This window comes from Gottfriedia solisilvae, from assembly GCF_002128405.1.
Taxonomy (GTDB): domain Bacteria; phylum Bacillota; class Bacilli; order Bacillales; family Bacillaceae_G; genus Gottfriedia; species Gottfriedia solisilvae.
In genome coordinates this window covers 444,946-467,184 of record NZ_NETJ01000003.1, presented here as the reverse complement: position 1 = coordinate 467,184, position 22,239 = coordinate 444,946, and the positions used below count along the sequence as shown (strand labels likewise).

Below are 22,239 nucleotides of genomic sequence, written 5' to 3'. Positions count from 1 at the left end.
CAACTTACTTCTCTTCTAAAAATACACTTTGAATTTGCTTCACAAATTCTTCTCCATAATTAAAATTACCATCAACATTTTGAACTAAAAAAGTTAATTCGTTTTGCCAATTTTCAAGTGGGAATTTCGCTTCGCCTACTTGTAAAAATACTTCACTTTTTAGATCATAAGCTTTTTTCATTTCAGGCCAATACTCTACTGGCACAGTAACATATACAAATTCTTCATTTTCTTCTATTATATACAGTAATGAACTTTGGTCAGAATCTGCAATCATCGTACCAACCTCATGACAATTAGCCAAATTTAAAGTATGATTTTCAATTATTAACATCATCGCATTTTCATTATTAAATGTTATTTCATTAATTTGAACCATTTTTCTCATCGTAAATCCTCAACCTTTTTAATGTATGTATTTTATTCATTTTTGACATTATCTATTGTAACATATCAAATATAAATTAGACGACTGGTGAGTTCAGCAGAAAAAATTCTACATATAATAAGGAGATTATTATGGCAAAAGAGATTGAAATCGAATTTAAAAATTTATTAACAAAAGATGAATTTACAAAACTCCAAAATGTATTTCATATTACTGAGTCAATGTTCGTTGAACAAACAAACTATTATTTTGAAACACCTTCATTTACTTTAAAAAATAGCGGTGGAGCACTTAGAATCCGACAAAAGTCCCATTCCTTTGTACTGACTTTAAAAATTAGACAAGCTATCGGTCATTTAGAAATTCATCAAAAATTATCTGAAAGTGAAGCAATGAAAATACTCGAAACTAGTCAAATACCTGATGGAGAAGTAAAAGAGTATCTTATTGAAGAAAATATCAAAATTGATAATTTAGCTTTATTAGGGGATTTAACGACAAGACGAGTAGAATTACCTTATGAAAATGGTCTCTTAGTTTTAGACCATAGTACTTATTTAAATCATGAGGATTATGAATTAGAATATGAAGTAACAGATGAATTAGTTGGTAAAAAACATTTTATCAATCTTTTATGTAAATATGAGATTCCAGAACGTAAAACTTCAAATAAAATTAAACGCTTTTTTAATGCTAAACAAGGGTTTATGGGAGAGAAATAAAAATGGATATAAGTATCATCCAGAAGTTAATTCAACTTCAAGCACTTAATAATGTTAGTCAGTTATCATCATCAAAGCAGGATAGCAACAACTCATTATTTAGCTCATTATTTACAAATGAATTAAATAATGTTAGTTCAAGTTCTAGTAATTTGAATCAAATCATTAATGTACCTCAACCTACATTAAGCTATGGTGAAACTGTCGTTCAGTTATTGGGTAAAAATATATCTACAGCTGTTCAGCCTGTTATCAATCAACTTTCTACTGTAATCTCACCTACTAATAGTAAATCTGATTATACGAAGAGTCAGTTGGATGACATCATTAATGAAATGGCGAAGAAATACGATGTAGATCCAAAGTTAGTCCATTCAATAATCCAGCATGAATCAAATTATAATCCAAATGCGACAAGTCATGCAGGTGCAAAAGGATTAATGCAAATCATGCCATTAAATTTTGAAGCATATGGAATTACAAATCCATATGACCCAAGACAAAATATAGAAGCTGGCACACGAATGATAAAGGCTAATCTGCGTCAATATAATGGCAATGTGGAACTTGCTTTGGCTGCTTACAATGCTGGTAGCGGAAATGTAAAAAAATATGGTGGGATTCCACCATTTAAAGAAACACAAAACTATGTACGTAAAGTAACTGAGTCTTACTTTGCATAAATAGGATTCTACACCATATCATCGATTGATATGGTTTTTTATTTTTTTATCGATTTTTTGTTAAATCTATAAAGAATAACACATAATAGTACATCATATTTGAAATATTAACGTACCGTTGCTACAATACGATTAGAGAATATAGGTGTTATATCTTAGATAACAAATTCCAGTCCTGTTATAGAACTGATAAAAGGAATGGCAATAAGGGTGAAATATATGAATGACAAACAATATAAAACTGAATCAATCATACATCCTAAGCAGACTTGTACAAAAAAATCGATTGAATTGTATGTATTCATAGATCCACTGTGTAAGCCGTGCTGGGATTTTAGTACTCTTCTAAAAAAGTTTCATTTAGAGTATGGTCAATATTTTTCATCTACTTATGTTCCAGTAAATCGATATTATACAACAAAAAAGCTGTTGGAAAAACGCCCTTCCCATCTTTCTTTCGTCTGGGAAAAAACGGCGAGCAGATCTGATATCCTTTGTGATGATCATTTATGGATTGATAATAAAGAGCTATATCCTTATTATTCAGCGATTGCTATTAAAGCTGCTGAACTTCAAGGACGTATAGCTGGAGTTAATTATCTAAAAAAATTACAAGAGTATTACTTTTTATTGGATTATGATATTACAGATAAAGAAGTTCTTATACAATGCGCAAGAGAAATTAACATAGATATTAATGAATTTATCGAGGATTTACATAGTCCTCTCTCCATAAAGGCTTTTCAATGTGATATTAAAGTTACAAAAGAGATGAATATTACCGAAATTCCAAGTGTCGTATTCTTTAATGAAAACATTGAAGAAGAAGGTTTAAAAATTAATGGTTTTGAAAGCTATCAAACCTATGTAAAGATTTTAGAATTGATGCATAGGGAGAAGTTAATTAAAAGAGATCTTCCAGACTTACTTGAGTTTATCAAATTCCAACCATTTGTTACGATCAATGAATTAAGTACAATATATGAAAAGACGAATCAACAAATCGAATTAGAATTAAAGAAACTAATTCTACTTCGAAAGGTTAAGAAAATCGTCCAAGAAGAAAATATCTATTATCAATATTTTGATTCTCAATCTATTGTATAAACGAAAAAAGGGCCTAGCTTTCGCTAGGTCCTTTTTCTGATGTTAAGATTAACATCAAGGGGATGGGAGAAATTTTCACGTTCAACAAAGGGGTATTTGTGTTTGTGAAGTAATTCACACCCTAATAATACAATTTATTATTCCTTTTGGCAACCGTTTGAACAATATTTCACATTTTAGACACATTCTATTCCATATAGAAAAAAATGGTGCAAATACTTTGCACCATTTTCTATATACTTACTTTTGGTTAAACAATAACTCTTCCATTTCATTTAACATTTCTTCGAATACTTTTAATGCCTCTACAATCGGCTGTGAAGAAGTCATATCAACTCCTGCTTTTTTCAATACTTCAATTGGATAATCAGAGCTACCTGACTTTAAGAATCCTAAGTATCTTTCAACTGCAGGTTCGCCTTCTTCTAAGATTTGTTTTGAAAGGGCAGTAGCTGCGCTAAATCCAGTTGCATATTGATATACATAATAGTTGTAATAGAAATGTGGAATTCTGCTCCACTCTAAACCGATTAATTCATCGATTACAATTTCATCACCAAAATATTTCTTGTTTAGCTCATAATATGTCTCAGTTAATAAATCAGGTGTTAAAGCCTCACCATTTTGAGCTAATTGGTGAATAGCGTGTTCATATTCAGCAAACATTGTTTGACGGAATACAGTACCTCTAAACGTTTCTAGATAGTGATTTAGTAAATATAGTCTTTGTTTTGGGTCTTCTGTATTTTTTAACATATAATCATTTAAAATTGCTTCATTACAAGTAGATGCTACTTCTGCTACGAAAATTGAGTAGTCTCCATAGATATATGGTTGATTCTTTCTTGTGTAATAACTATGAACAGAGTGTCCAAACTCATGTGCTAAAGTAAATAAATTATTTACATTATCTTGCCAGTTCATTAGGATATATGGATTTGTTCCATATGCACCAGAAGAATAAGCACCACTACGTTTACCTTTATTTTCTACTACGTCTACCCAACGGTTTTCGTATGCTTCTTTTAATATTTCAATATACTCATCGCCAAGTGGCGTTAAAGCTTTTAATAAAATATCCTTTGCTTCATCGTACGTTACTTCCATTTTCACTTCTTCTACTAAAGGCGTAAATAGATCATACATATGGATTTCATCTAATTTTAATGCCTTTTTACGAAGTGCTACATATCGATGTAATAAATCTAAGTGCTCATTTACAGTCGATACTAATTGATCATAAACGACTTCAGGAATTGCATTGTTACTTAATGCCGCATGACGAGCATTATCATATTTTCTCACTCTCGCGTTAAAATTGTTCTTTTTAACAGAACCACCTAAAGTACTCGAGAATGTGTTTTTATAAGCATCATAAGTGTTATAAACAGCTTCAAAAGCGTCTTTACGTACTTTACGATTACTACTTTCTAAAAACTGAATATAACGGCCATGCGTAATCTCTACTTCTTCACCGTTTTCATTTTCAATTGTTGGGAATTTTAAATCAGCGTTATTTAACATTCCAAAAGTATTTGAAGATGCTGATAATACTTCTGAAGCTTGTGCCATAATGTCTTCTTCTTCAGCAGAAAGAACATGAGGCTTCTGTTTTAAAATTTCTTCCAATGAATGCTTGTACAGTTTTAATTCTTCATTTTCTTCTAAATATGAATTTAATGTCTCATTTTTAATCGTTAATAATTCCGGTACAAAGAATGACATCGCACTTGAAGCCTTTGTATATAAGTTTTTCGCACGATCATCTAATGCTTGGAAAGTTGAATTAGTAGTATCTTGGTCATAACGCATATGAGAGTATGTATACAATTTTCCTAATAGGAATGAAATCTCATCTTGTCTTTTTAAAGCATTTAAAAGTACTGATGAAGATTCACCTAACTTACCTTTAAATTCAGAAAATGTAGGAATTAATTCTAATACTTTTTTGTATTCTTCCTCCCATTTTTCATTTGTTTCATAAATATCTTCTAATTTCCATGTTAAATCTACTGGAACTTCATTTCTAGTTGGTAATTTTTTAACTGCTTTTTGTTCTAGCATGACTAATCCCCCTAAAATTATTATTAGTATTAATAACATTCCAGTGTCTGATTATCAGTTAAAGTGTGAAACAGCAATTCAAATGCAGTACTTGCTGCCAGACAGTCTTCATCCAAGGCATGCTGGAATGATTTTGGAATAATAGCATCCGCTATCTTCATTATTTTACCATTTTTTATCTGTTTTACGATTCCAATTTGCTCTAGAAAATGAATATAATTTTCTACACAGTTCTCCAAATTACTTATATCTTTATGACTAACTACATTTACTCTCCATATTCCTGTTTCTATTTGTTGAAAGAAAAAATCACTTATTTCTTTTTCAAAAACCATTTCACCAATCTTTTTAGAATGGATAAAATTGAGAAATAATATCCCCTGCCATACAATACAATGTTCATTTAATAAGTAATTGCACGCTAAAGGTACACCAATAACCGCTGGTAAATAATCTATTTGAAGGGTATATAAATGTTCCTTGAGTGGATAAAAGCTCCCCTTATAATATAAATGCTGTTTTTTGCGATAACTCTTTTTTAATGCACACCATGCGGTGACGAAATCATTTTTATCCATTTTCACTTGAGAAATTAATTGTGTGGGAGTACAATTTTCAATTTTACAACTCGATTTCATACCTACAAATATAGTTGGAGAAAAGGCTATTAGTGAGGATAGTTTCACAAATATTCTTTTAGATGGATCGTAAAAACAGAGGGTTGAATGTTGGGAGTTTCCTAAACAATAAATTGCTAACGAATTTAATGCATATGTGAATTTAGATTTTGGTAAATGCATGTTCATGCCTAGAATCCATAAAACTTTCAGAGAAATATCATGATAAGACTTAGTTCGATCAATGATTTGTGGTAATGGAATGATAGAACATTGGTATTCTATACAAATTACATAATTATTGAATTCTACTAAAATGTCTGGACGCTGTTGAATTGAATCAATATATTTTTCAATATAAACCCTTCCTCCTATCCTTTTAAAGTATTCATAAAGATCGTATTTGCCATCATAGTGCTCTTTACTTTCTTTTCGTGCATTTTTACATTCAGATACACTAATATGAGCAAAATGGGCTCTTCTTTTCATTCCTAACTTTAGTAAGACTTGTTTTTTACAGATCGGACATTTAAATGGTCCCAATTTTTTAATCTCGAATGAACTAGTACTACTTTTCATTTCAAATAAATTTATTTGATTCTCAAATTTATCAAGTGCATTGATCATTCTATCGCCCCTTTCTACTTAAATAGTTCCCCCATTAATTTCATTCCTCCTGCAAAATCACTAAAATCGAATTTTCATATGCTAAAATAAAGGACTTATTGCTGGCTTTCCGAGAGTCGTGCGATGAACTTCGTTGGACAATATATTTCACATCGTGTGGACCCGGGAGGCTCAAGTCGAGCCCCATGGAAAGCGAAGTACATGAAATGGAAATCAAAATACTTTTTTAACAGAGCCTTTAGAAAAAATAAAAAAACCACCACAAAATGAAAGTTCATCTTGTAATAGTTTTTTTAAAGTAATGGTGCCATTAATCTTGATAACGATTCCATTATTCTCTTATAAATTGGTCTTTTCTTAAATTCATTTAAAAGAATCGGGGCAGAATCTAATAGATCTTGCTGGAAGTCTTTTACTAAGTGCTTAATGCTTTCTTCTAAATATAAAAATGCTGTAACTTCAAAATTCAAATGAAAACTTCTCATATCCATATTGGCTGTACCGACAGATGCAACTTCTCCATCCACAATTAATATTTTACTGTGTAAGAAGCCTTGTTTATATTCATAAATCTCTACACCTGCTTCCAATAATTCTGGAAAGTATGAACGAGATGCATAGAAAACAATTTTCTTATCTGGTCTGTCTGGCATCAAAATCTTTACTTTCACTCCACCATTTGCAGCCACTTTTAGAGCAGTTAATAGATCGTCATCAGGAACAAAGTAAGGTGAAGCAATTAAAATGCTATCTCTTGCACTTGTAATCATCGCAAAAAACAAATCTTTAATGACTTCTTGTTTTCGATCAGGTCCACCAGATACTAGTTGAATGGCCCCTGTTGATTGTATATTCTCGGTTGGGATCTCAAAGTACTCAGGATCATCTATAAACTCATTCGTCATATAATACCAATCTTGTAAAAATACAAACTGTAGTGACCTAACACCTTCACCATTTAAATATAAATGAGTGTCTCTCCATTTACCGAAATATTGATCCTTACCTAAATATTCATCCCCGATATTTAATCCCCCGACAAAACCGACTTTAGAATCAATCACAACAATCTTACGGTGATTACGATAATTAATCGTATCGTTTAATACCGGCACTGTCACAGGTGAAAAAGCTAAAATTTCAACTCCAGCTTTTTTTAAATCTTTCACGAATGTTCTAGATAATTTCCAACTTCCAACTGCATCATATAGGAATCGAACTTTGACCCCATTCATTGCTTTTTCGATGAGTACTTCTTTTATTTTCTGTCCAATATCATCATCTCTTACAATATAGAATTCAATATGAATATGATGTTTGGCTTTTTTGAGTTCTTCGATTATTTTTGGAAATGTTTCACTTCCGTTTGTTAGTACTTTTGTTTGTGTGTTCATTGTGACTGGTATATTACTTTGCTTTGATGCAATATTTATTAAATACTCCAATCTTTTATGAGTAACTAAGAATTCTTTTACCTCTAGATTGTTGGATTGTCTTAATAATTCAGAAGCGTTTTGATCATTAATTGCTTTTTTTCTGTATACTCTCTTTTTTTGATAGTTTTGTCCAAAAAGTAAATAAAAGAAGAAACCTATGACAGGAAAAATCGCTAAAATGACAATCCATGTTAAAGTTCTTGCAGGATTTCTATTCTCGAGGAAAATGATAATTGATACACCTATTGCGGTTAATGAAAATAGAATACTAATTGTTCGAAATACAGTAGACTTCTCAAAAAAAGCAAAATTCATTAGCCATATAAACTTAATCGATGGAGAAGCAAAGTATAATATGCATAGTACTATTGATAAAAATATTAAAATTTTTAGTCTAAATTGCATAAAAAATCTCCTTTTAAAAGAAAAGAAACCGATACTTAAGGCATCGGCTATTACAGTAATGGAAAAATAGATTTAAAATGTGGTATTGCTGTACTTTGGTGAATTAATTTACCATATTCTTCTAATACATGTATAGTTACCTTGGAACGATGTCCGTATTCAAGCAACATTGATGATAAATAATCTATTTGTAGTTCATCGTAAGCACTATCGTCAAACTTCACATGTAGATAGTAATTACCTTGGTGTGAATATAATGAGCTTTCAAATGATTCTTGCTGAATTGCATGAGATAATGAGATAAAGTCTTCTAAACTTTTGAAGTACATAATGAGTTCATAGTCTTCTTCATCCATTACTTCATATATATCGTCATCTTCTTCATCATCTTCAGTATCATCATCATCATCATCGACATTTAGAAAAGGTATTTCTAAATTCTTTTCACCTTCACCTAAATTAACTTCAACTTTTTTGCCATCTTTAGAAATTACAGCTTTTGTGACGACAACTTCAAGACCATTGTCTAGTGCCTGTACCTGGATCCATAGGGGGCCACCAGCAATGAATTCCTCTGTTAAATGTGCTTCGTCTATTAATTCCCAGAAAAGTTCTTCACTTCTTTCTCGATCTAACCAGACTTCATCCTTCGAGAATCCTCTTTCTTCAATGTCTAAGTAGGATATGGAGAACTTAAACGTATTTTCATTGATTCTTTCTATTTCCATTGTTTTCCCCCTCCTTATTGAACAACAAGTAATTGCGTTAGACGAAATGGAATAATTACATTCATTAAAGTACATGTATTTATGACGAAAATATAAAATATTGAAATAGTAATTTAGTTAAGCAATTGATAAAAAATTAGCCTAAAAGGTAAATTTTTATCTATCTTACCATGAAAAAAAAGTAAATGCGAATAGTAACTACAATTATATTTTATGATATGAATTCAATTTATGGAAATAAAATTCACCTATTTTTTTAAAATCATCATATACCTATTATTATTAGGACAATCAGTTTTAAAGACAATACTTAGTGAGGTGAATTCATGATTGATCTACCGTACATATGGTCCATCTTTATGATTGTCACGATTGACATCGTATTAGGTGGAGATAACGCGATTGTTATCGCATTGGCGTGTAGGAAGCTGCCTTTAAAACAGCGTAATATCGCAATTATTTTTGGTAGTGTTACCGCAATCGTTTTACGAATTGTATTAACAGTTGGAGCAATTTATGTCTTAAAAGTTCCTTTCCTTCATTTAATCGGCGGAATATTACTTTTATACATAGCATGTAAGCTAATTATTCAAGAAGACGACAATTTGTCAGCTGTTAAAGAAAACTATACTGTTTTCCATGCAGTACGAACAATAGTGTTTGCGGACTTAGTGATGGGTATTGATAATGTTTTAGCAATTGCTGGAGCTTCCAATGGAAATCCAACGCTTGTTATTCTAGGACTATCAATTTCAATTCCAATTATCATTTGGGGAAGTAAGATTGTTCTTTGGTTATTAGAACGTTATCCAATTCTAAGCTTTGTTGGTGCATCAGTACTTGCTATTACAGCAAGTAAGATGTTAATTGAGGAACCGATTATTTATCAGTACATTAATGGAAGAACCGATTTGGAATTAATCGTTTGCCTCCTCTGCGTTTTTATCACTCTATTAATAGGTTTTTATTTTAATTCTATAAGATATCGAAGAAAGCCTTCTTAAATATTGTGAAAAAAATAAAGCTGTAAAAAGTATCAATGATACTTTTTACAGCTTTTTATTATTTTATGACTAGATATTTGTTCAATATGATTGAGAATGCAAATCAATAATTGTATCTTTTTTCACAATTCAGTTTATAATTTTACTCATTTACTAAGCGTTGAGCTTCTCGTAATTGATATGTTCTTACTGAACGTGGTAAAAATCTTCTAATTTCATCCTCGTTATAACCAACTTGTAATCTTTTTTCATCAATTATAATTGGTCTTCTTAATAAACCAGGATGTTTTTGAATGATTTCATATAAATCTTGCAGTGGAAGGCTTTCTAAATCTACATTTAATTCTTGGAATATTTTAGATCTCGTTGAAATAATTTCATCAGTTCCACTTTCAGTCATGCGTAAAATTTGTTTAATTTCATTGATTGATAATGGTTCTGAAAAGATGTTTCTCTCTTTATATGGAATATGATTCTCTTCTAACCACAATTTAGCTTTACGACAAGACGTACAACTTGGTGAATTATATAAAATTACCATATTGCTCTCCCCCTAACTATGTTATCCTTATGAAAAAGTTATATAGTTATTATGATGTTATTTATAAGAATTTGTTATTTATAATAAGTTTAATCTATCACTATATGTTCACATTATACCGTATTGTACGTTAGAAATATAGACCAATTTGTAAAAAAATTTAAAAAAACTTATACAAAAGGTGTACAATTTTCAGTAAATTTTAAAACTTATTAATATACTCATTATTAAACTAAATAACGCGATTACCCCTTTATTATTCTTTCACTTTCTAATACAATAGTAGTAACGCTTACATTTTTAGGAGGCACATCTAATGTACGAATATTTTATTGATCTTTCAATCGTTGCAGTATTAGTGATTGGAATCACTGCATTAAATGGTGTATTTACAAACGCTATAGGCGAAAAAATATTTGGCCGAAATAAAAAAAGCCAATTTGTTGATATGTCTAACAAAATGTCAGCCAATTTTAAACAAGTTGGTGGCAAAGGAAATTTCCGCAAAAAAACATATTGACCAACTGAGGAATAAGATCAATCTTATTCCTTTTTTTCTGCCATTTTTAGCACTTCTGACGAACTCGTCATTTATTCTATTTCTTGTTTATAAACATGTACAATTTTTGTATAACAAAAAACCTAGTGAAGACTCACTAGGTTTTTCTTTATTACTTATAAAGTTGTTGATAGTTTTTAAATTCTGCTTCAGAACAAAGTACGAAGTGTCCTGGACGAACTTCACGTAACTTTGGTTCTTCATTTGTATAATCATGTTGAGATGGATCATAAACGATACGTTTACGATTGCGCTCATAATCAGGATCCGGAAGTGGAATCGCTGATAATAATGATTTTGTATATGGGTGCATTGGATGATTATATAATTCATCACTATCTGCTAATTCAACGATTTTCCCATGGTACATTACACCAATACGATCACTAATGTACTTAACCATTGATAAATCGTGGGCGATAAATAAATATGTTAATCCTTTTTCTTGTTGTAACTTTCTCATTAAGTTAACAACCTGCGCTTGAATCGAAACGTCAAGAGCTGAAATTGGCTCATCGGCAATAATAAAGTCCGGTTGTACTGCTAGTGCTCTAGCGATACCAATACGTTGACGTTGACCACCTGAGAATTCGTGTGGGAAACGGTTAGCATGTTCTTTATTTAAACCAACTGTTTCAAGTAAATCATAAACCATTTTCATACGCTCTTCTTTGTTACGAGCTAAGCCATGAATATCAATACCTTCAGCAATGATATCTGCAACTTTCATACGTGGATTTAATGAAGCGTATGGGTCTTGGAAAATCATTTGCATACGACGGTTAAATTTCTTTAACTCTTTACGATTTTTCTTACCATGTACATCTTCTCCGTCGAAAATTACTTGGCCGTCTGTCGCATTGTATAAACGAATGATTGCACGTCCAGTTGTAGATTTACCAGAACCTGACTCACCTACTAAACCAAAAGTTTCACCACGATAAATGTCAAATGTAACATCATCAATTGCTTTAACAGTTGTTTTACCTGTACTAAAATATTGTTTTAAATTTTTAACTTCAACTAATTTATCTGCTTTATTTGACATTTACTTCACCTTCTTTCATACGTCGGATACGCTTCTGAACAGCCTCAGGTGGTAATACCTTTGGTGCATCTTCATGTAATAACCATGTAGCAGCGTAATGTGTATCAGACACTTTGAACATTGGAGGTTCCATTTCAAAATCAATTTTTAAAGCATTTGGGTTACGAGGTGCAAACGCATCACCTTTAGGTGGATTTAATAGATCTGGTGGTGTACCAGGGATTGCTACTAATTCCTGACCTTGTTCATTATCTAAATCTGGCATTGAAGCAAGAAGTCCCCAAGTATATGGGTGTTGAGGGTTATAGAACACATCATCAACAGTTCCAAATTCAACTACTCTACCTGCATACATAACCGCTACTTTATCTGCAACGTTTGCTACTACACCTAAATCATGTGTAATGAAGATAATTGCAGAATCAGTTTTTCTTTGAATATCTTTCATAAGCTCTAAGATTTGAGCTTGAATTGTAACGTCAAGAGCTGTTGTAGGCTCATCGGCAATTAATAATTTTGGATTACAAGCTAACGCCATCGCAATAACAACACGTTGTCTCATACCACCAGAGAATTGGTGAGGGTATTGTTTGAAACGCTCTTCAGCTTTAGGAATACCAACAAGATTGATTAATTCTAAAGCAATTTTTTTCGCTTCAGTTTTGCTCATCTTTTGGTGTTTAAGAAGACCTTCCATGATCTGATATCCAATTGTTAATGTTGGATTTAATGATGTCATTGGATCCTGGAAAATCATTGAAATTTCTTTACCACGAATATTTTGCATTTCTTTATCACTAAGTTTAGCCAGGTCTTTTCCGTCAAATAAAATTTCACCTGATTTAATTTTACCTGGTGGGTTTGGAATTAACCCCATTAAAGCTTTTGATGTAACTGATTTACCTGAACCAGATTCACCTACGATTGCTAATGTCTCACCTTTTTTAAGATCAAATGAAACTCCGCGCACTGCTTGGACTTCACCAGCATGAGTATAAAAGGAGACACATAGATCTTTTACTTCTAATAATTTACTCATCGTTCATTCCCCTTCCAGTCTTTATTTACTCATTTTAGGATCTAAAGCGTCGCGTAATCCATCTGCAATTAAGTTGAAACTTAAAATTAGTAAACTGATTACAATCGCCGGAATAATCATCATATGAGGGAAAGTTTGTAAAGACTTAAATCCGTCACTAACTAATGAACCTAATGATGCTTTTGGTGGAGCAATTCCTAGACCGATGAAGCTAAGGAATGCTTCAGCAAAGATCGCACTTGGAATAGTGAACATCATCATTACGATGATTGGACCCATAATATTAGGGATTAAATGTTTTCCAATTAAGCTTGCATTTGTTGCACCTAATGTTCTAGATGCTAATACGAATTCTTGATTTTTTAATTTTAACATTTGACCACGTACAATACGCGACATACTTACCCAACCGGTTATAACCATCGCTAAAGCGATTGAAAGAATACCAGGGTTTTTGAAAATTAAGATAAACAAGATAACTACGATTAAATATGGAATACCCATTAGGATTTCAGCAAAACGTTGCATAATCGTATCGACTCTACCACCGTAGAATCCAGAAATACCACCGAATGTTACACCAATTAACATATCAATTGTAGCTGCTAATAAACCGATTAAGATTGAAACTCGAGCACCAGCCCATGTTCTAGTAAAGATATCACGACCTAGATCATCTGTACCAAACCAGAAGTTCTCAGTAACCTTTTTCTTCTCATATTGGTCAATACCATATTGGTCAACGCCATCAAATGGTAAGAATTTAACATTTTCTAATACACCAATTTTTGGTGGTAATTTCGCTCTTTTTAAATCTTGATCATCATATTTGTGACCACTCATCATTGGCCCAAATAATACGAAAATTAGTAAGATACCTAAAATCGTAAATCCTAACATTGCACCTTTGTTTTTAAGGAAACGTCTTCTAGCATCCTTCCAAAATGAGTCAGAAGGTCTAGAAATTTTTTCAGCATTCATTAAATCCAATTCGGCAGGTTGGAATAAATCTGATGGTATTTTTTTTGCTGTGTTGTTACTCATTATTTATTACCTCCCGCTAAACGAATTCGTGGATCAATAACACCGTATAAAATATCTACTAAGAAAATAACTAATAATAATAAAGCACTATAGAAGATGGTAGTACCCATGATAACTGTGTAGTCATTTGTTACGATTGAGTTAACAAATTGAGAACCTAGTCCAGGTACAGCATACATATTTTCGATAACTAATGTACCAGTCATTAAGTTTACAGCCATTGGCCCTAAAATTGTTACAACTGGAATCAATGCATTACGTAATGCGTGTTTGATGATAACTCCTACTTTTGAAATACCTTTTGCTTTCGCAGTTACGATATATTCAGAGTTCATAACCTCGATTAACTCAGTTCTAGAGAATCGAGCAACGTTTGCTGTTACGAATACTGACAATGCAATTGTCGGCAAGATCGTATGTGCAAAGCTTTCCCAATATGCTACTGGGAAGATTGGGAATTTTACTGCTAGATATAACTGTAGAATTGCCCCAAATACGAATGATGGAATTGATATTCCTATAACAGCTAGAACGGTAGCACTATAATCATAAATTGTATTATTTTTAAGTGCTGCGATAATTCCAAAAATTAATCCCATAAATGTACCTAATAATAATGCTTGTGCTCCTAATTGAGCAGAAGGACCAATACGACCAACAATCATATCTGTTACTGGACGATTGTCGTATTTATATGAAACTCCTAAATCACCTTTTGCTAGATTTTTCATATAGTTCGCATATTGAACTGGTACTGGCTTATCTAGCCCATACTTATGAAAAATGATTTGCTTTTGCTCAGGTGTAAGTTTCTCCGCATTTCGTAAAGGAGAACCTGGTAATAACTTCATCAAGAAAAATGTAACAGTACAAATTAAAAATAGTGTGACAAACATGTAAATAAATCTTTGTAGCACGTAACGTCCCACAACAGCACCCCCTTGTAAATTTTAAAAAGTTTTGTTTTTTTTGACAATTCTTTCTATAAAAGGAGAATATGCGGACTTACCATATACTCTCCAGAACTACTTCTTTCATTTAAAACATGACTACTTAAATTCGACCCATTAATATGTGTAATCTCCACCTACTGGTGCTTTACAATTCCATTCACATATTCTACAAACGCCCGTCCTTTTTGATCAATTAGAGCAATTGCATGGTCGGTCTTCCATTATGCTGCACATACTTTCGAACTCGGTAATTCTCTAACCTTTTCATTAAAGCGGATAAAGAATAGAGTAGTTGTGTTTTCATGTTTAAGCTCATTAGAGTCTTTATATTTTTCTATTAACTCGGAGGTTAAATTTGAACCATCTTATTTACCTGTTTCGTATAAGTTTACTGCTGCATGGATATCTTTTACGATATTGTAGTAAAGCTCTTTTAACTTAACAGTACTTTTATCCCAAAATTGAACATTTTTAGTCAACTTAAAACTTACATCGTGTTTCCATTTACTTAATGAAAATGGCCCATTGTAAGTTCCTTTATTGGCTTCTAATGCATATTTTTCACCTTGTTCCTCGATAAACTTTTCATTTTGCGGGTAAAAAGTTGGGAAAGTAACAAGATTTAAGATATAAGGTACTGGACTTTCTAACTGTACTTGTAACGTTTTGTCATCAATTGCTTTAACACCTAGTTGATCACTAGGTATTTTCTTTAGATTAATTGCTTCAGCATTTTTAAAATCGCACATAATGTAAGCGTATTCCGAACCGTGTTCTGGGTCAATAGATTTTTTCAAAGAATATTCAAAATCTTTTACAGACACTAAATCACCAGTAGACCATTTGGCATTATCACGTATATGAAAAGTACAGGTTTTACCGTCCTTACTTACCTCATATTGTTCGGCCACTCCATCTATTGGTTGATCATTTTTATCTAATCTATATAATCCTTCCATTACATTTGTCATAACTTCAAATGAAATTGCATTTGTTCAATTTTACTCTTATGGCTCATGCTGTAAACCTCCTAGGTGCTATTCCATGTTGGTTTATATTGTAAGCAATTAATATACAATTCTGACATTTTGTAGTAGAATTTTCGATAAGTATCGATTATTTTCTACAAATTTTATTATACATTTTTAATTGATTTTTACAACAATTTTGACAAACAAAATTTAATAATTTGTTAAAATTAGCTGAATTCTCATAAAAATGTTAACTATTTATTATTTTATTGTAAAGTTAATTTGTAATGGCTTACAATATTATTATAATATAACAATATACAGCGTACAATATTTTTTTCTATTTGAAGGAGGAGCAGTAACAAACATGTCCAAACACTATATTTTATCACTATTTTCATCGATTATTTTAGCGATAATCCTAACTTTCATTCAAGGAACAGCAGATTTTTTCCTTCATTTGACAAACATTATTTTCTATATTGGACTAACATTATTTGTAATAGGTGGTTTTCTACTTATTGTACAAAGCGGTTTTTTCAACATTACTCGATATGGGATTAGAAAAGTATTTGGCTTAAGAGAAGAAAAAATTGCCAAAATGACTGGTGACGAAACATTAGCTGTAAAGAAAGAGATGTTATATAGACGTTATTCATTTACTTCTACTAAACCCTTATTAATGGCAGCTATTACATTAATCGTTTTATCTGTTGCATTCACTTTCATTATTATTTCTTAATCAATGTATCAACGTCTTGAAAATTGAATATAATTAAGATATTATCAATAGAAAGAATAGTATTGCTATGACGAAGAGTAGTACACAGAATTTGCATGTATAGAGAGCTTGTGGTTGGTGTAAACAAGCCATGTAATCTGATGGAATGGACTTCCGAGCTTCGAACCGAACAGTTTAACAAAAGTAGGCTTCGACGTAACTCTAACGATAAAAGAGAGCATGACTTCATGCGTGAGTGATTCCCTGATTTGGAATAACTAGAGTGGTACCGCGGTATAATCGTCTCTATTTAATAGAGAGATTATGCCGCTTTTTTATTTTTTCAAGGCAAATAGGAGGTAAATTAACGTGCAAACAATTTTTAGTGGTATTCAACCTACATCAAGTGGTGGTATTACATTAGGTAATTATTTAGGAGCAGTAAAACAGTTTATCGAATTACAAAATGACTATAACTGCTATTTCTGTATTGTCGATCAACATGCAATAACTGTTCCTCAAGACAGATTAGCTCTTCGAAAAAACATACAAAGTCTATCAGCAATTTACGTTGCTGCTGGTTTAGATCCTGAAAAATCTACTATCTTTATTCAATCTGAAGTACCTGCACACGCACAAGCTGGTTGGATGATGCAGTGTATTTCCTACATCGGCGAATTAGAACGCATGACGCAATTTAAAGACAAATCATCCGGTAAAGAAGGCGTATCAGCAGCTTTATTAACATACCCACCATTAATGGCAGCAGATATTCTTTTATATGGAACGCATTTGGTTCCTGTAGGAGATGATCAAAAACAACATTTAGAGCTAACAAGAGACCTTGCTGAACGATTTAACAAGAAATACAATGATATTTTCACAATACCTGAAGTAAGAATTAGTAAAGATGCAGCCAGAATCATGAGTCTTGCTGATCCAACTAAAAAAATGAGTAAATCGGATGAAAATCAAAAGGCAACAATTTTTGTATTAGATGAACCTAAGGTAATTGAAAAGAAAATTAAAAGTGCAGTGACAGATTCAGAGGGTATCGTGAAATACGATAAAGAAAATAAACCTGGAATCTCAAACTTATTAAGCATTTACTCCGCATTTACTGGCGAATCAATCTCAGAATTAGAGAATAAATATGTCGGAAAGAATTATGGTGAATTTAAACAAGACGTTGCAGACGTTGTCGTAGCAGGTTTAAAACCACTACAAGAACGTTATAAAGAAATTATTAATTCAACTGAATTAGAAGAAATCTTAGATAATGGCGCTTCTAAAGCTAATCATGTTGCAAGTAAAATGATTAAAAAAATGGAAAACGCAATGGGTCTAGGTAGAAAAAGAAAATAATGTGCAAATAAAAAAAGCTGCTATACTAGCAGCTTTTTTTTAATTAACTTTTTGTTCATGTTCCATTTCCCATAGTTTTTCAAAAAATGGCTGGCCTTTAACAATTCGGCCACAAAGTTGTTCATGACGATCAGACCATCCGCTCTTTATCTCTTCATATAATTGAGTCCAAATATCTTCAAATGTAGAATCTTGAATATGTTGATATGAAGTTGGATTCCATTCTGTATACCAATATCTGATTTCTGAAGGATTTTTAGACGAATGAAGCTGGTCTAAAGCCATAAATAATAATTGCTTTAATTGTCGTTCTTTTCGAGTTAACCCGCTCATGATTACTGGCGAAGGAGAAAGTATATGATGCTCTTTTTGCTCCTCATTTAAGAAGCTTAGAAGATTATAACTATTCCCTTCAACCTCTGCAGTCATATCATATACCATTTGTTCCTGCCTTGGAATTAAACGACTTTTTCTGATTGGAATATTGTACCCAATCGTATCTACTGCAATAATTCCATTACCATCAGTTACAACAAAGCAATAATCTAACTGAATGCGTTCATGATTTTTTCTTACATAAGACTTTTGAAATACTTCTGTTAATAGACCGGATGGAAGCTCTAATAAATCATTTTCAATATACTGAAATAACTCTGGAGTAACTTTAATGATTGGAACTTGGTCTAATAATTCAACACTGTCATCTTTTCTCCATTCGAAAAAGTGACAGACATTGTAACCATTTTCTTCACCTTCAAACCAATTAACCCATACATCATGTAAATACAACATTTACTACCCCTCACTTCACAACTGTATGTAACTTTCAGTATGGTCAGTGATTCACTAAATTATTCCATTTATCCACTGAATTACGAAAAGTGTTCTTCAAACAGGATGTTTTTAGTCTTCTATTTTAGAAAAATTGAAGCGATTCATTCACAAAATGATAGATATTAAACGTCTACTTATCTATATTTAAAAATGACAAATAATATGAAATCGCTTGCAGTTAAAATGCAATATAATTTAGTGCATTATCTTTAATTTTCTCACTCGAAGTTCGTATTAATTTTTCACAAGACCATTCCGTTTGTTCTAAACAGCTTTTAACAATATCATAGCCGACACCGTAACCCAATAGTTTTGGAATTCCATTTTCACCATACAAATATTTGGAGAATTGTTCATCATGATTCGTAATCTTTAGATTATCTTTTAAATATTTATTAAAATAAATTTCGCATTGTGAAGAAGAATACAATGTTGTCCATGGGGCCTGTACTTCTTGCCCGTATTTCTCTAAAACTGCTGTTTCAGCTAGTCCTTCTAGGATCATTGCATCCAAAAGTGTGACTTTATTATTTTTATGAAGTTTCTTCAACCTGACGATATGGTGATACTCATGTAATAATACTGCTTTGTGTTGCAAAATTCCTTCTAATGGAGATAAAAATAAACAAATACAATTTTTATACGCAATTCCGCCTCTATGATAACTCACCTTCTGAAAGATCCCACGCGTGGCATGACAAGGCAAAATAACAATAGGTATATCAGGTCCATTCAATTCATTTCGTAGTACATTAAATTCGATACTTAAACGTTTGAAGATATTTTGTTCAATCAATTGTCTCATATCTTCCTTACTATCCTTTGTCAGTTTAGCAAGCCCATGTGTTTGAAGATATTCATACAAACTCTCTTCGTCATGTCTAGGAAAATACGGCAGTAGTTTTTTCATCATGGCAGTCGGATTATCAAAAATATCCATCCAGTTATATGTCGCTATTATCCCAACTCACTCACCTCAATTTACTATAAATTATGATGAGACCTTGGACTCCGTTACTTGTATAAATAAAAAAGCCTAGGAATCATCCTAGGCTTTCAAAATGTTATTAAGATTCTTTGTTATATTCTTTAAATGCTAGCGTAACATTATGTCCACCAAATCCTAATGAATTTGAAATAGCTGCCTTAACATTAAATGGTCTAGCAACGTTTGGTACATAATCTAAATCACAATCGCTATCAGTTTCTTGATGATTAATTGTTGGAGCAATTACTTTATTGTGAATTGTTAAAGCTGTAATAATCGCTTCAATTCCACCTGCAGCTCCTAACATATGACCTGTCATTGATTTAGTTGAACTAATTGGTACATTGTATGCATGCTCACCAAATACTTCTTTGATTGCCATTGTTTCAAATTTATCATTTAGTTCTGTACTAGTTCCATGTGCATTGATATAGTGAATATCCTCAATTGATAAACCACCATCTTCAAGTGCCATTCTCATTGCACGTGCTCCACCTTCTCCACCTGGAGCTGGAGCTGTAATGTGATGCGCATCTCCTGTTGTTCCGTATCCAACGATCTCAGCATATATCTTTGCACCACGTGCTAAAGCATGCTCAAGCTCTTCTAGGAATACAATACCTGCACCCTCACCGATAATAAATCCATCACGTGCATTGTCAAATGGTCTACATGCAGTCTCTGGATCAGGATTTAATGATAATGCTCTAGCAGCACAGAATCCAGCTAGACCCATGTCAGTAATTGGCGCTTCTGCACCACCCGTGATCATTGCAACTGCATCACCACGTTGGATAAATTTAAAAGCATCACCAATTGAACTTGCACCAGAAGCACAAGCAGTTACTGTACAACCATTTGGTCCCTTTGCTCCTGTCATAATAGAAACTTGACCTGAAGCCATATCAGGAATCAACATTGGAATAAAGAATGGACTTACTCTTCTTGCACCTTTTGTTTGAAACGTATTAAATTGCTCTTCGTAAGTCTCCATTCCACCAATACCAGAACCAATCCAAACACCAACTTTTGGCCCGTTCTCTTCAGTAATTGTGAAATTTGCATCTTCTAATGCCATCTTAGATGCAGCAATTGCATAATGAGTAAAACGATCCATACGTTTTACTTCTTTTTTATCAATATATTTTTCAGGGTCAAAATCTTTTACTTCTCCAGCAATTTTCACTGGAAAGTTATCAGGATCTTTACGTGTTAATACACCGATCCCACTTTTTCCGTTCATCAGACTTTCCCACATAGTATTAATATCATTTCCGATAGGCGTCACTGCACCTAAACCTGTTATTACGACTCTTTTTTTCATGTGTATATACTCCCTTCTAACATGGTGATCTTATTTATCTTCCAAAACGAAGTGTAATTGCGCCCCAAGTTAAACCTCCACCAAATCCTACAAGTACTAGGAGGTCATCTTCTTTAATATTACCTTTTTTATATTCTTCAACTAAAGCAATCGGAATAGAAGAAGAAGATGTATTTCCATGACGATCAATGATCACACTCATCTTTTCTTTTGGTAGTTGTAATCTTTCTCTTGCAGCATCCATAATTCTCGTATTCGCTTGATGTGGTATTAAGAAATCAACTTCTTCTTTTGTTAAACCTGCTAATTTTAATACATTTTCGCATGAATCGCCCATTTGACGAACTGCAAATTTAAATACTTCACGACCATTCATCACAAGATGGTCTCCACCTTTATATAAGTGTTTTCCACCAGTACCATCTGCACCTAGTTCATAAGAAAGAATACCTCTTCCTTCACTAACAGGTCCAATAATTGCTGCACCAGCTCCATCACCAAATAATACTGCAGTATTACGGTCTTCCCAATTAACAATTTTCGTTAATTTTTCTGCACCAATTACAAGTATTCTTTTATATGTCCCAGTATTCACGAATTGTGTTGCTGTAACTACGCCATAAATAAAGCCAGCACAAGCAGCACTAATGTCCATCGCAGCTGCATTCTTTGCTCCAAGTCTTTCTTGGATTACACAAGCTACAGAAGGAAATGACATATCTGGCGTTACAGTAGCAACTAATATCAAATCTAACTCCTCAGCTAAAACATTTGCATCTTTTAAAGCCTCTACTGCTGCTTCATATGCTAAATGAGAAGTATCTTGTTCATCACTTGCTATTCTGCGTTCTTTAATTCCTGTACGACTTACAATCCATTCATCAGATGTATCCATCATTTGTTCTAAATCACTATTTGATAAGATTTTTTCGGGTACGTATGAGCCAATCCCTAAAATTCCAGCGTTCATTAATATCCCCGCCTAACTTTCATATTTTATAACTTATTATTATTATCTGGTACTAATTTTATGAAATTAAAAGCTTTTTGTCTACATTTTTATCTTTTTAT

General features: G+C 32.4%; 22 protein-coding genes and 1 other annotated feature. Of the genes, 7 read left to right on the top strand and 15 right to left on the bottom strand.

The features are described 5' to 3' along the window. Positions 1–4 precede the first annotated feature (4 nt). Positions 5–388 carry a UPF0738 family protein gene (locus CAB05_RS11560; protein ID WP_087999987.1) on the bottom strand — a complete coding sequence of 128 codons (384 nt, stop codon included), beginning with the start codon at positions 386–388 and terminating at the stop codon, positions 5–7. A gap of 131 nt (positions 389–519) precedes the next feature. On the opposite strand from CAB05_RS11560, the gene CAB05_RS11555 reads away from it, so the two are divergent. From CAB05_RS11555 to CAB05_RS11545, 3 genes are all read left to right on the top strand, one after another. Beyond that, positions 520–1,110 carry a CYTH domain-containing protein gene (locus CAB05_RS11555; protein WP_087999986.1) on the top strand — a complete coding sequence of 197 codons (591 nt, stop codon included), beginning with the start codon at positions 520–522 and terminating at the stop codon, positions 1,108–1,110. 2 nt (positions 1,111–1,112) lie between these two features. Further along, positions 1,113–1,793: a lytic transglycosylase domain-containing protein gene (locus CAB05_RS11550; protein ID WP_087999985.1), complete on the top strand. Its 681-nt coding sequence runs from the start codon at positions 1,113–1,115 to the stop codon at positions 1,791–1,793. A 219-nt stretch (positions 1,794–2,012) separates the two neighbouring features. Further along, on the top strand, positions 2,013–2,900 hold the full coding sequence (locus CAB05_RS11545) for a DsbA family protein (RefSeq protein WP_158093253.1): 888 nt from the start codon (positions 2,013–2,015) through the stop codon (positions 2,898–2,900). 240 nt (positions 2,901–3,140) lie between these two features. On the opposite strand, the gene pepF is transcribed toward CAB05_RS11545, so the two are convergent. The 4 genes from pepF to mecA form a co-directional block, all read right to left on the bottom strand. Then, a complete protein-coding gene (gene pepF / locus CAB05_RS11540; RefSeq protein WP_087999983.1) occupies positions 3,141–4,964 on the bottom strand; it encodes an oligoendopeptidase F in 1,824 nt (607 codons plus the stop codon). Between the two features lie 29 nt (positions 4,965–4,993). Further along, positions 4,994–6,208, bottom strand: coding sequence for a competence protein CoiA (locus CAB05_RS11535; RefSeq protein ID WP_087999982.1), 1,215 nt, complete (start codon positions 6,206–6,208; stop codon positions 4,994–4,996). Between the two features lie 293 nt (positions 6,209–6,501). Next, a complete protein-coding gene (cls, locus tag CAB05_RS11530) occupies positions 6,502–8,049 on the bottom strand; it encodes a cardiolipin synthase (protein ID WP_087999981.1) in 1,548 nt (515 codons plus the stop codon). 50 nt (positions 8,050–8,099) lie between these two features. After that, positions 8,100–8,777: an adaptor protein MecA gene (gene mecA / locus CAB05_RS11525; RefSeq protein WP_087999980.1), complete on the bottom strand. Its 678-nt coding sequence runs from the start codon at positions 8,775–8,777 to the stop codon at positions 8,100–8,102. A gap of 329 nt (positions 8,778–9,106) precedes the next feature. Here mecA and CAB05_RS11520 point away from each other — a divergent pair, with 329 nt between their 5' ends. Next, on the top strand, positions 9,107–9,781 hold the full coding sequence (locus CAB05_RS11520) for a TerC family protein (protein WP_088000425.1): 675 nt from the start codon (positions 9,107–9,109) through the stop codon (positions 9,779–9,781). 142 nt (positions 9,782–9,923) lie between these two features. On the opposite strand, the gene spxA is transcribed toward CAB05_RS11520, so the two are convergent. Then, a complete protein-coding gene (gene spxA, locus CAB05_RS11515) occupies positions 9,924–10,322 on the bottom strand; it encodes a transcriptional regulator SpxA (protein ID WP_087999979.1) in 399 nt (132 codons plus the stop codon). A gap of 316 nt (positions 10,323–10,638) precedes the next feature. Here spxA and CAB05_RS11510 point away from each other — a divergent pair, with 316 nt between their 5' ends. Beyond that, entirely contained in the window at positions 10,639–10,842 is a 204-nt protein-coding gene (locus CAB05_RS11510; protein ID WP_087999978.1) for a hypothetical protein, read from the top strand. Positions 10,843–10,993: 151 nt separating this feature from the next. On the opposite strand, the gene CAB05_RS11505 is transcribed toward CAB05_RS11510, so the two are convergent. The 5 genes from CAB05_RS11505 to CAB05_RS11485 all read right to left on the bottom strand — a co-directional run bounded on the left by CAB05_RS11505 (position 10,994) and on the right by CAB05_RS11485 (position 15,936). Continuing rightward, positions 10,994–11,929: an ABC transporter ATP-binding protein gene (locus tag CAB05_RS11505; RefSeq protein ID WP_087999977.1), complete on the bottom strand. Its 936-nt coding sequence runs from the start codon at positions 11,927–11,929 to the stop codon at positions 10,994–10,996. Then, positions 11,919–12,968, bottom strand: coding sequence for an ABC transporter ATP-binding protein (locus CAB05_RS11500; protein ID WP_087999976.1), 1,050 nt, complete (start codon positions 12,966–12,968; stop codon positions 11,919–11,921). Before CAB05_RS11500 ends, CAB05_RS11505 begins: the two co-directional genes overlap by 11 nt. A gap of 21 nt (positions 12,969–12,989) precedes the next feature. Next, entirely contained in the window at positions 12,990–14,012 is a 1,023-nt protein-coding gene (gene opp3C / locus CAB05_RS11495) for an oligopeptide ABC transporter permease (protein WP_087999975.1), read from the bottom strand. Beyond that, complete coding sequence (opp3b, locus tag CAB05_RS11490; RefSeq protein WP_142283088.1) at positions 14,012–14,941, bottom strand: oligopeptide ABC transporter permease; 930 nt, start codon at positions 14,939–14,941, stop codon at positions 14,012–14,014. The genes opp3C and opp3b overlap by 1 nt, the downstream gene beginning before the upstream one ends. Before the next feature lie 389 nt (positions 14,942–15,330). Then, positions 15,331–15,936, bottom strand: a complete 606-nt coding sequence (locus tag CAB05_RS11485) for a peptide ABC transporter substrate-binding protein (RefSeq protein WP_087999974.1) — start codon at positions 15,934–15,936, stop codon at positions 15,331–15,333. Positions 15,937–16,303: 367 nt separating this feature from the next. On the opposite strand from CAB05_RS11485, the gene CAB05_RS11480 reads away from it, so the two are divergent. After that, a complete protein-coding gene (locus CAB05_RS11480; protein ID WP_158093252.1) occupies positions 16,304–16,678 on the top strand; it encodes a DUF3899 domain-containing protein in 375 nt (124 codons plus the stop codon). A gap of 58 nt (positions 16,679–16,736) precedes the next feature. Beyond that, positions 16,737–16,968 (top strand) — a binding site (T-box leader). Positions 16,969–17,026: 58 nt separating this feature from the next. Beyond that, a complete protein-coding gene (gene trpS / locus CAB05_RS11475) occupies positions 17,027–18,022 on the top strand; it encodes a tryptophan--tRNA ligase (RefSeq protein ID WP_087999972.1) in 996 nt (331 codons plus the stop codon). A 39-nt stretch (positions 18,023–18,061) separates the two neighbouring features. Here trpS and CAB05_RS11470 read toward each other — a convergent pair whose 3' ends face one another. The 4 genes from CAB05_RS11470 to CAB05_RS11455 form a co-directional block, all read right to left on the bottom strand. Further along, complete coding sequence (locus CAB05_RS11470; protein ID WP_087999971.1) at positions 18,062–18,814, bottom strand: YjbA family protein; 753 nt, start codon at positions 18,812–18,814, stop codon at positions 18,062–18,064. Between the two features lie 220 nt (positions 18,815–19,034). Then, a complete protein-coding gene (locus tag CAB05_RS11465; protein ID WP_158093251.1) occupies positions 19,035–19,766 on the bottom strand; it encodes a DUF2268 domain-containing putative Zn-dependent protease in 732 nt (243 codons plus the stop codon). 157 nt (positions 19,767–19,923) lie between these two features. Further along, positions 19,924–21,168 carry a beta-ketoacyl-ACP synthase II gene (fabF, locus tag CAB05_RS11460; RefSeq protein ID WP_087999969.1) on the bottom strand — a complete coding sequence of 415 codons (1,245 nt, stop codon included), beginning with the start codon at positions 21,166–21,168 and terminating at the stop codon, positions 19,924–19,926. A 34-nt stretch (positions 21,169–21,202) separates the two neighbouring features. Continuing rightward, positions 21,203–22,138: a beta-ketoacyl-ACP synthase III gene (locus CAB05_RS11455; protein ID WP_087999968.1), complete on the bottom strand. Its 936-nt coding sequence runs from the start codon at positions 22,136–22,138 to the stop codon at positions 21,203–21,205. Between the last annotated feature and the right edge of the window lie 101 nt (positions 22,139–22,239).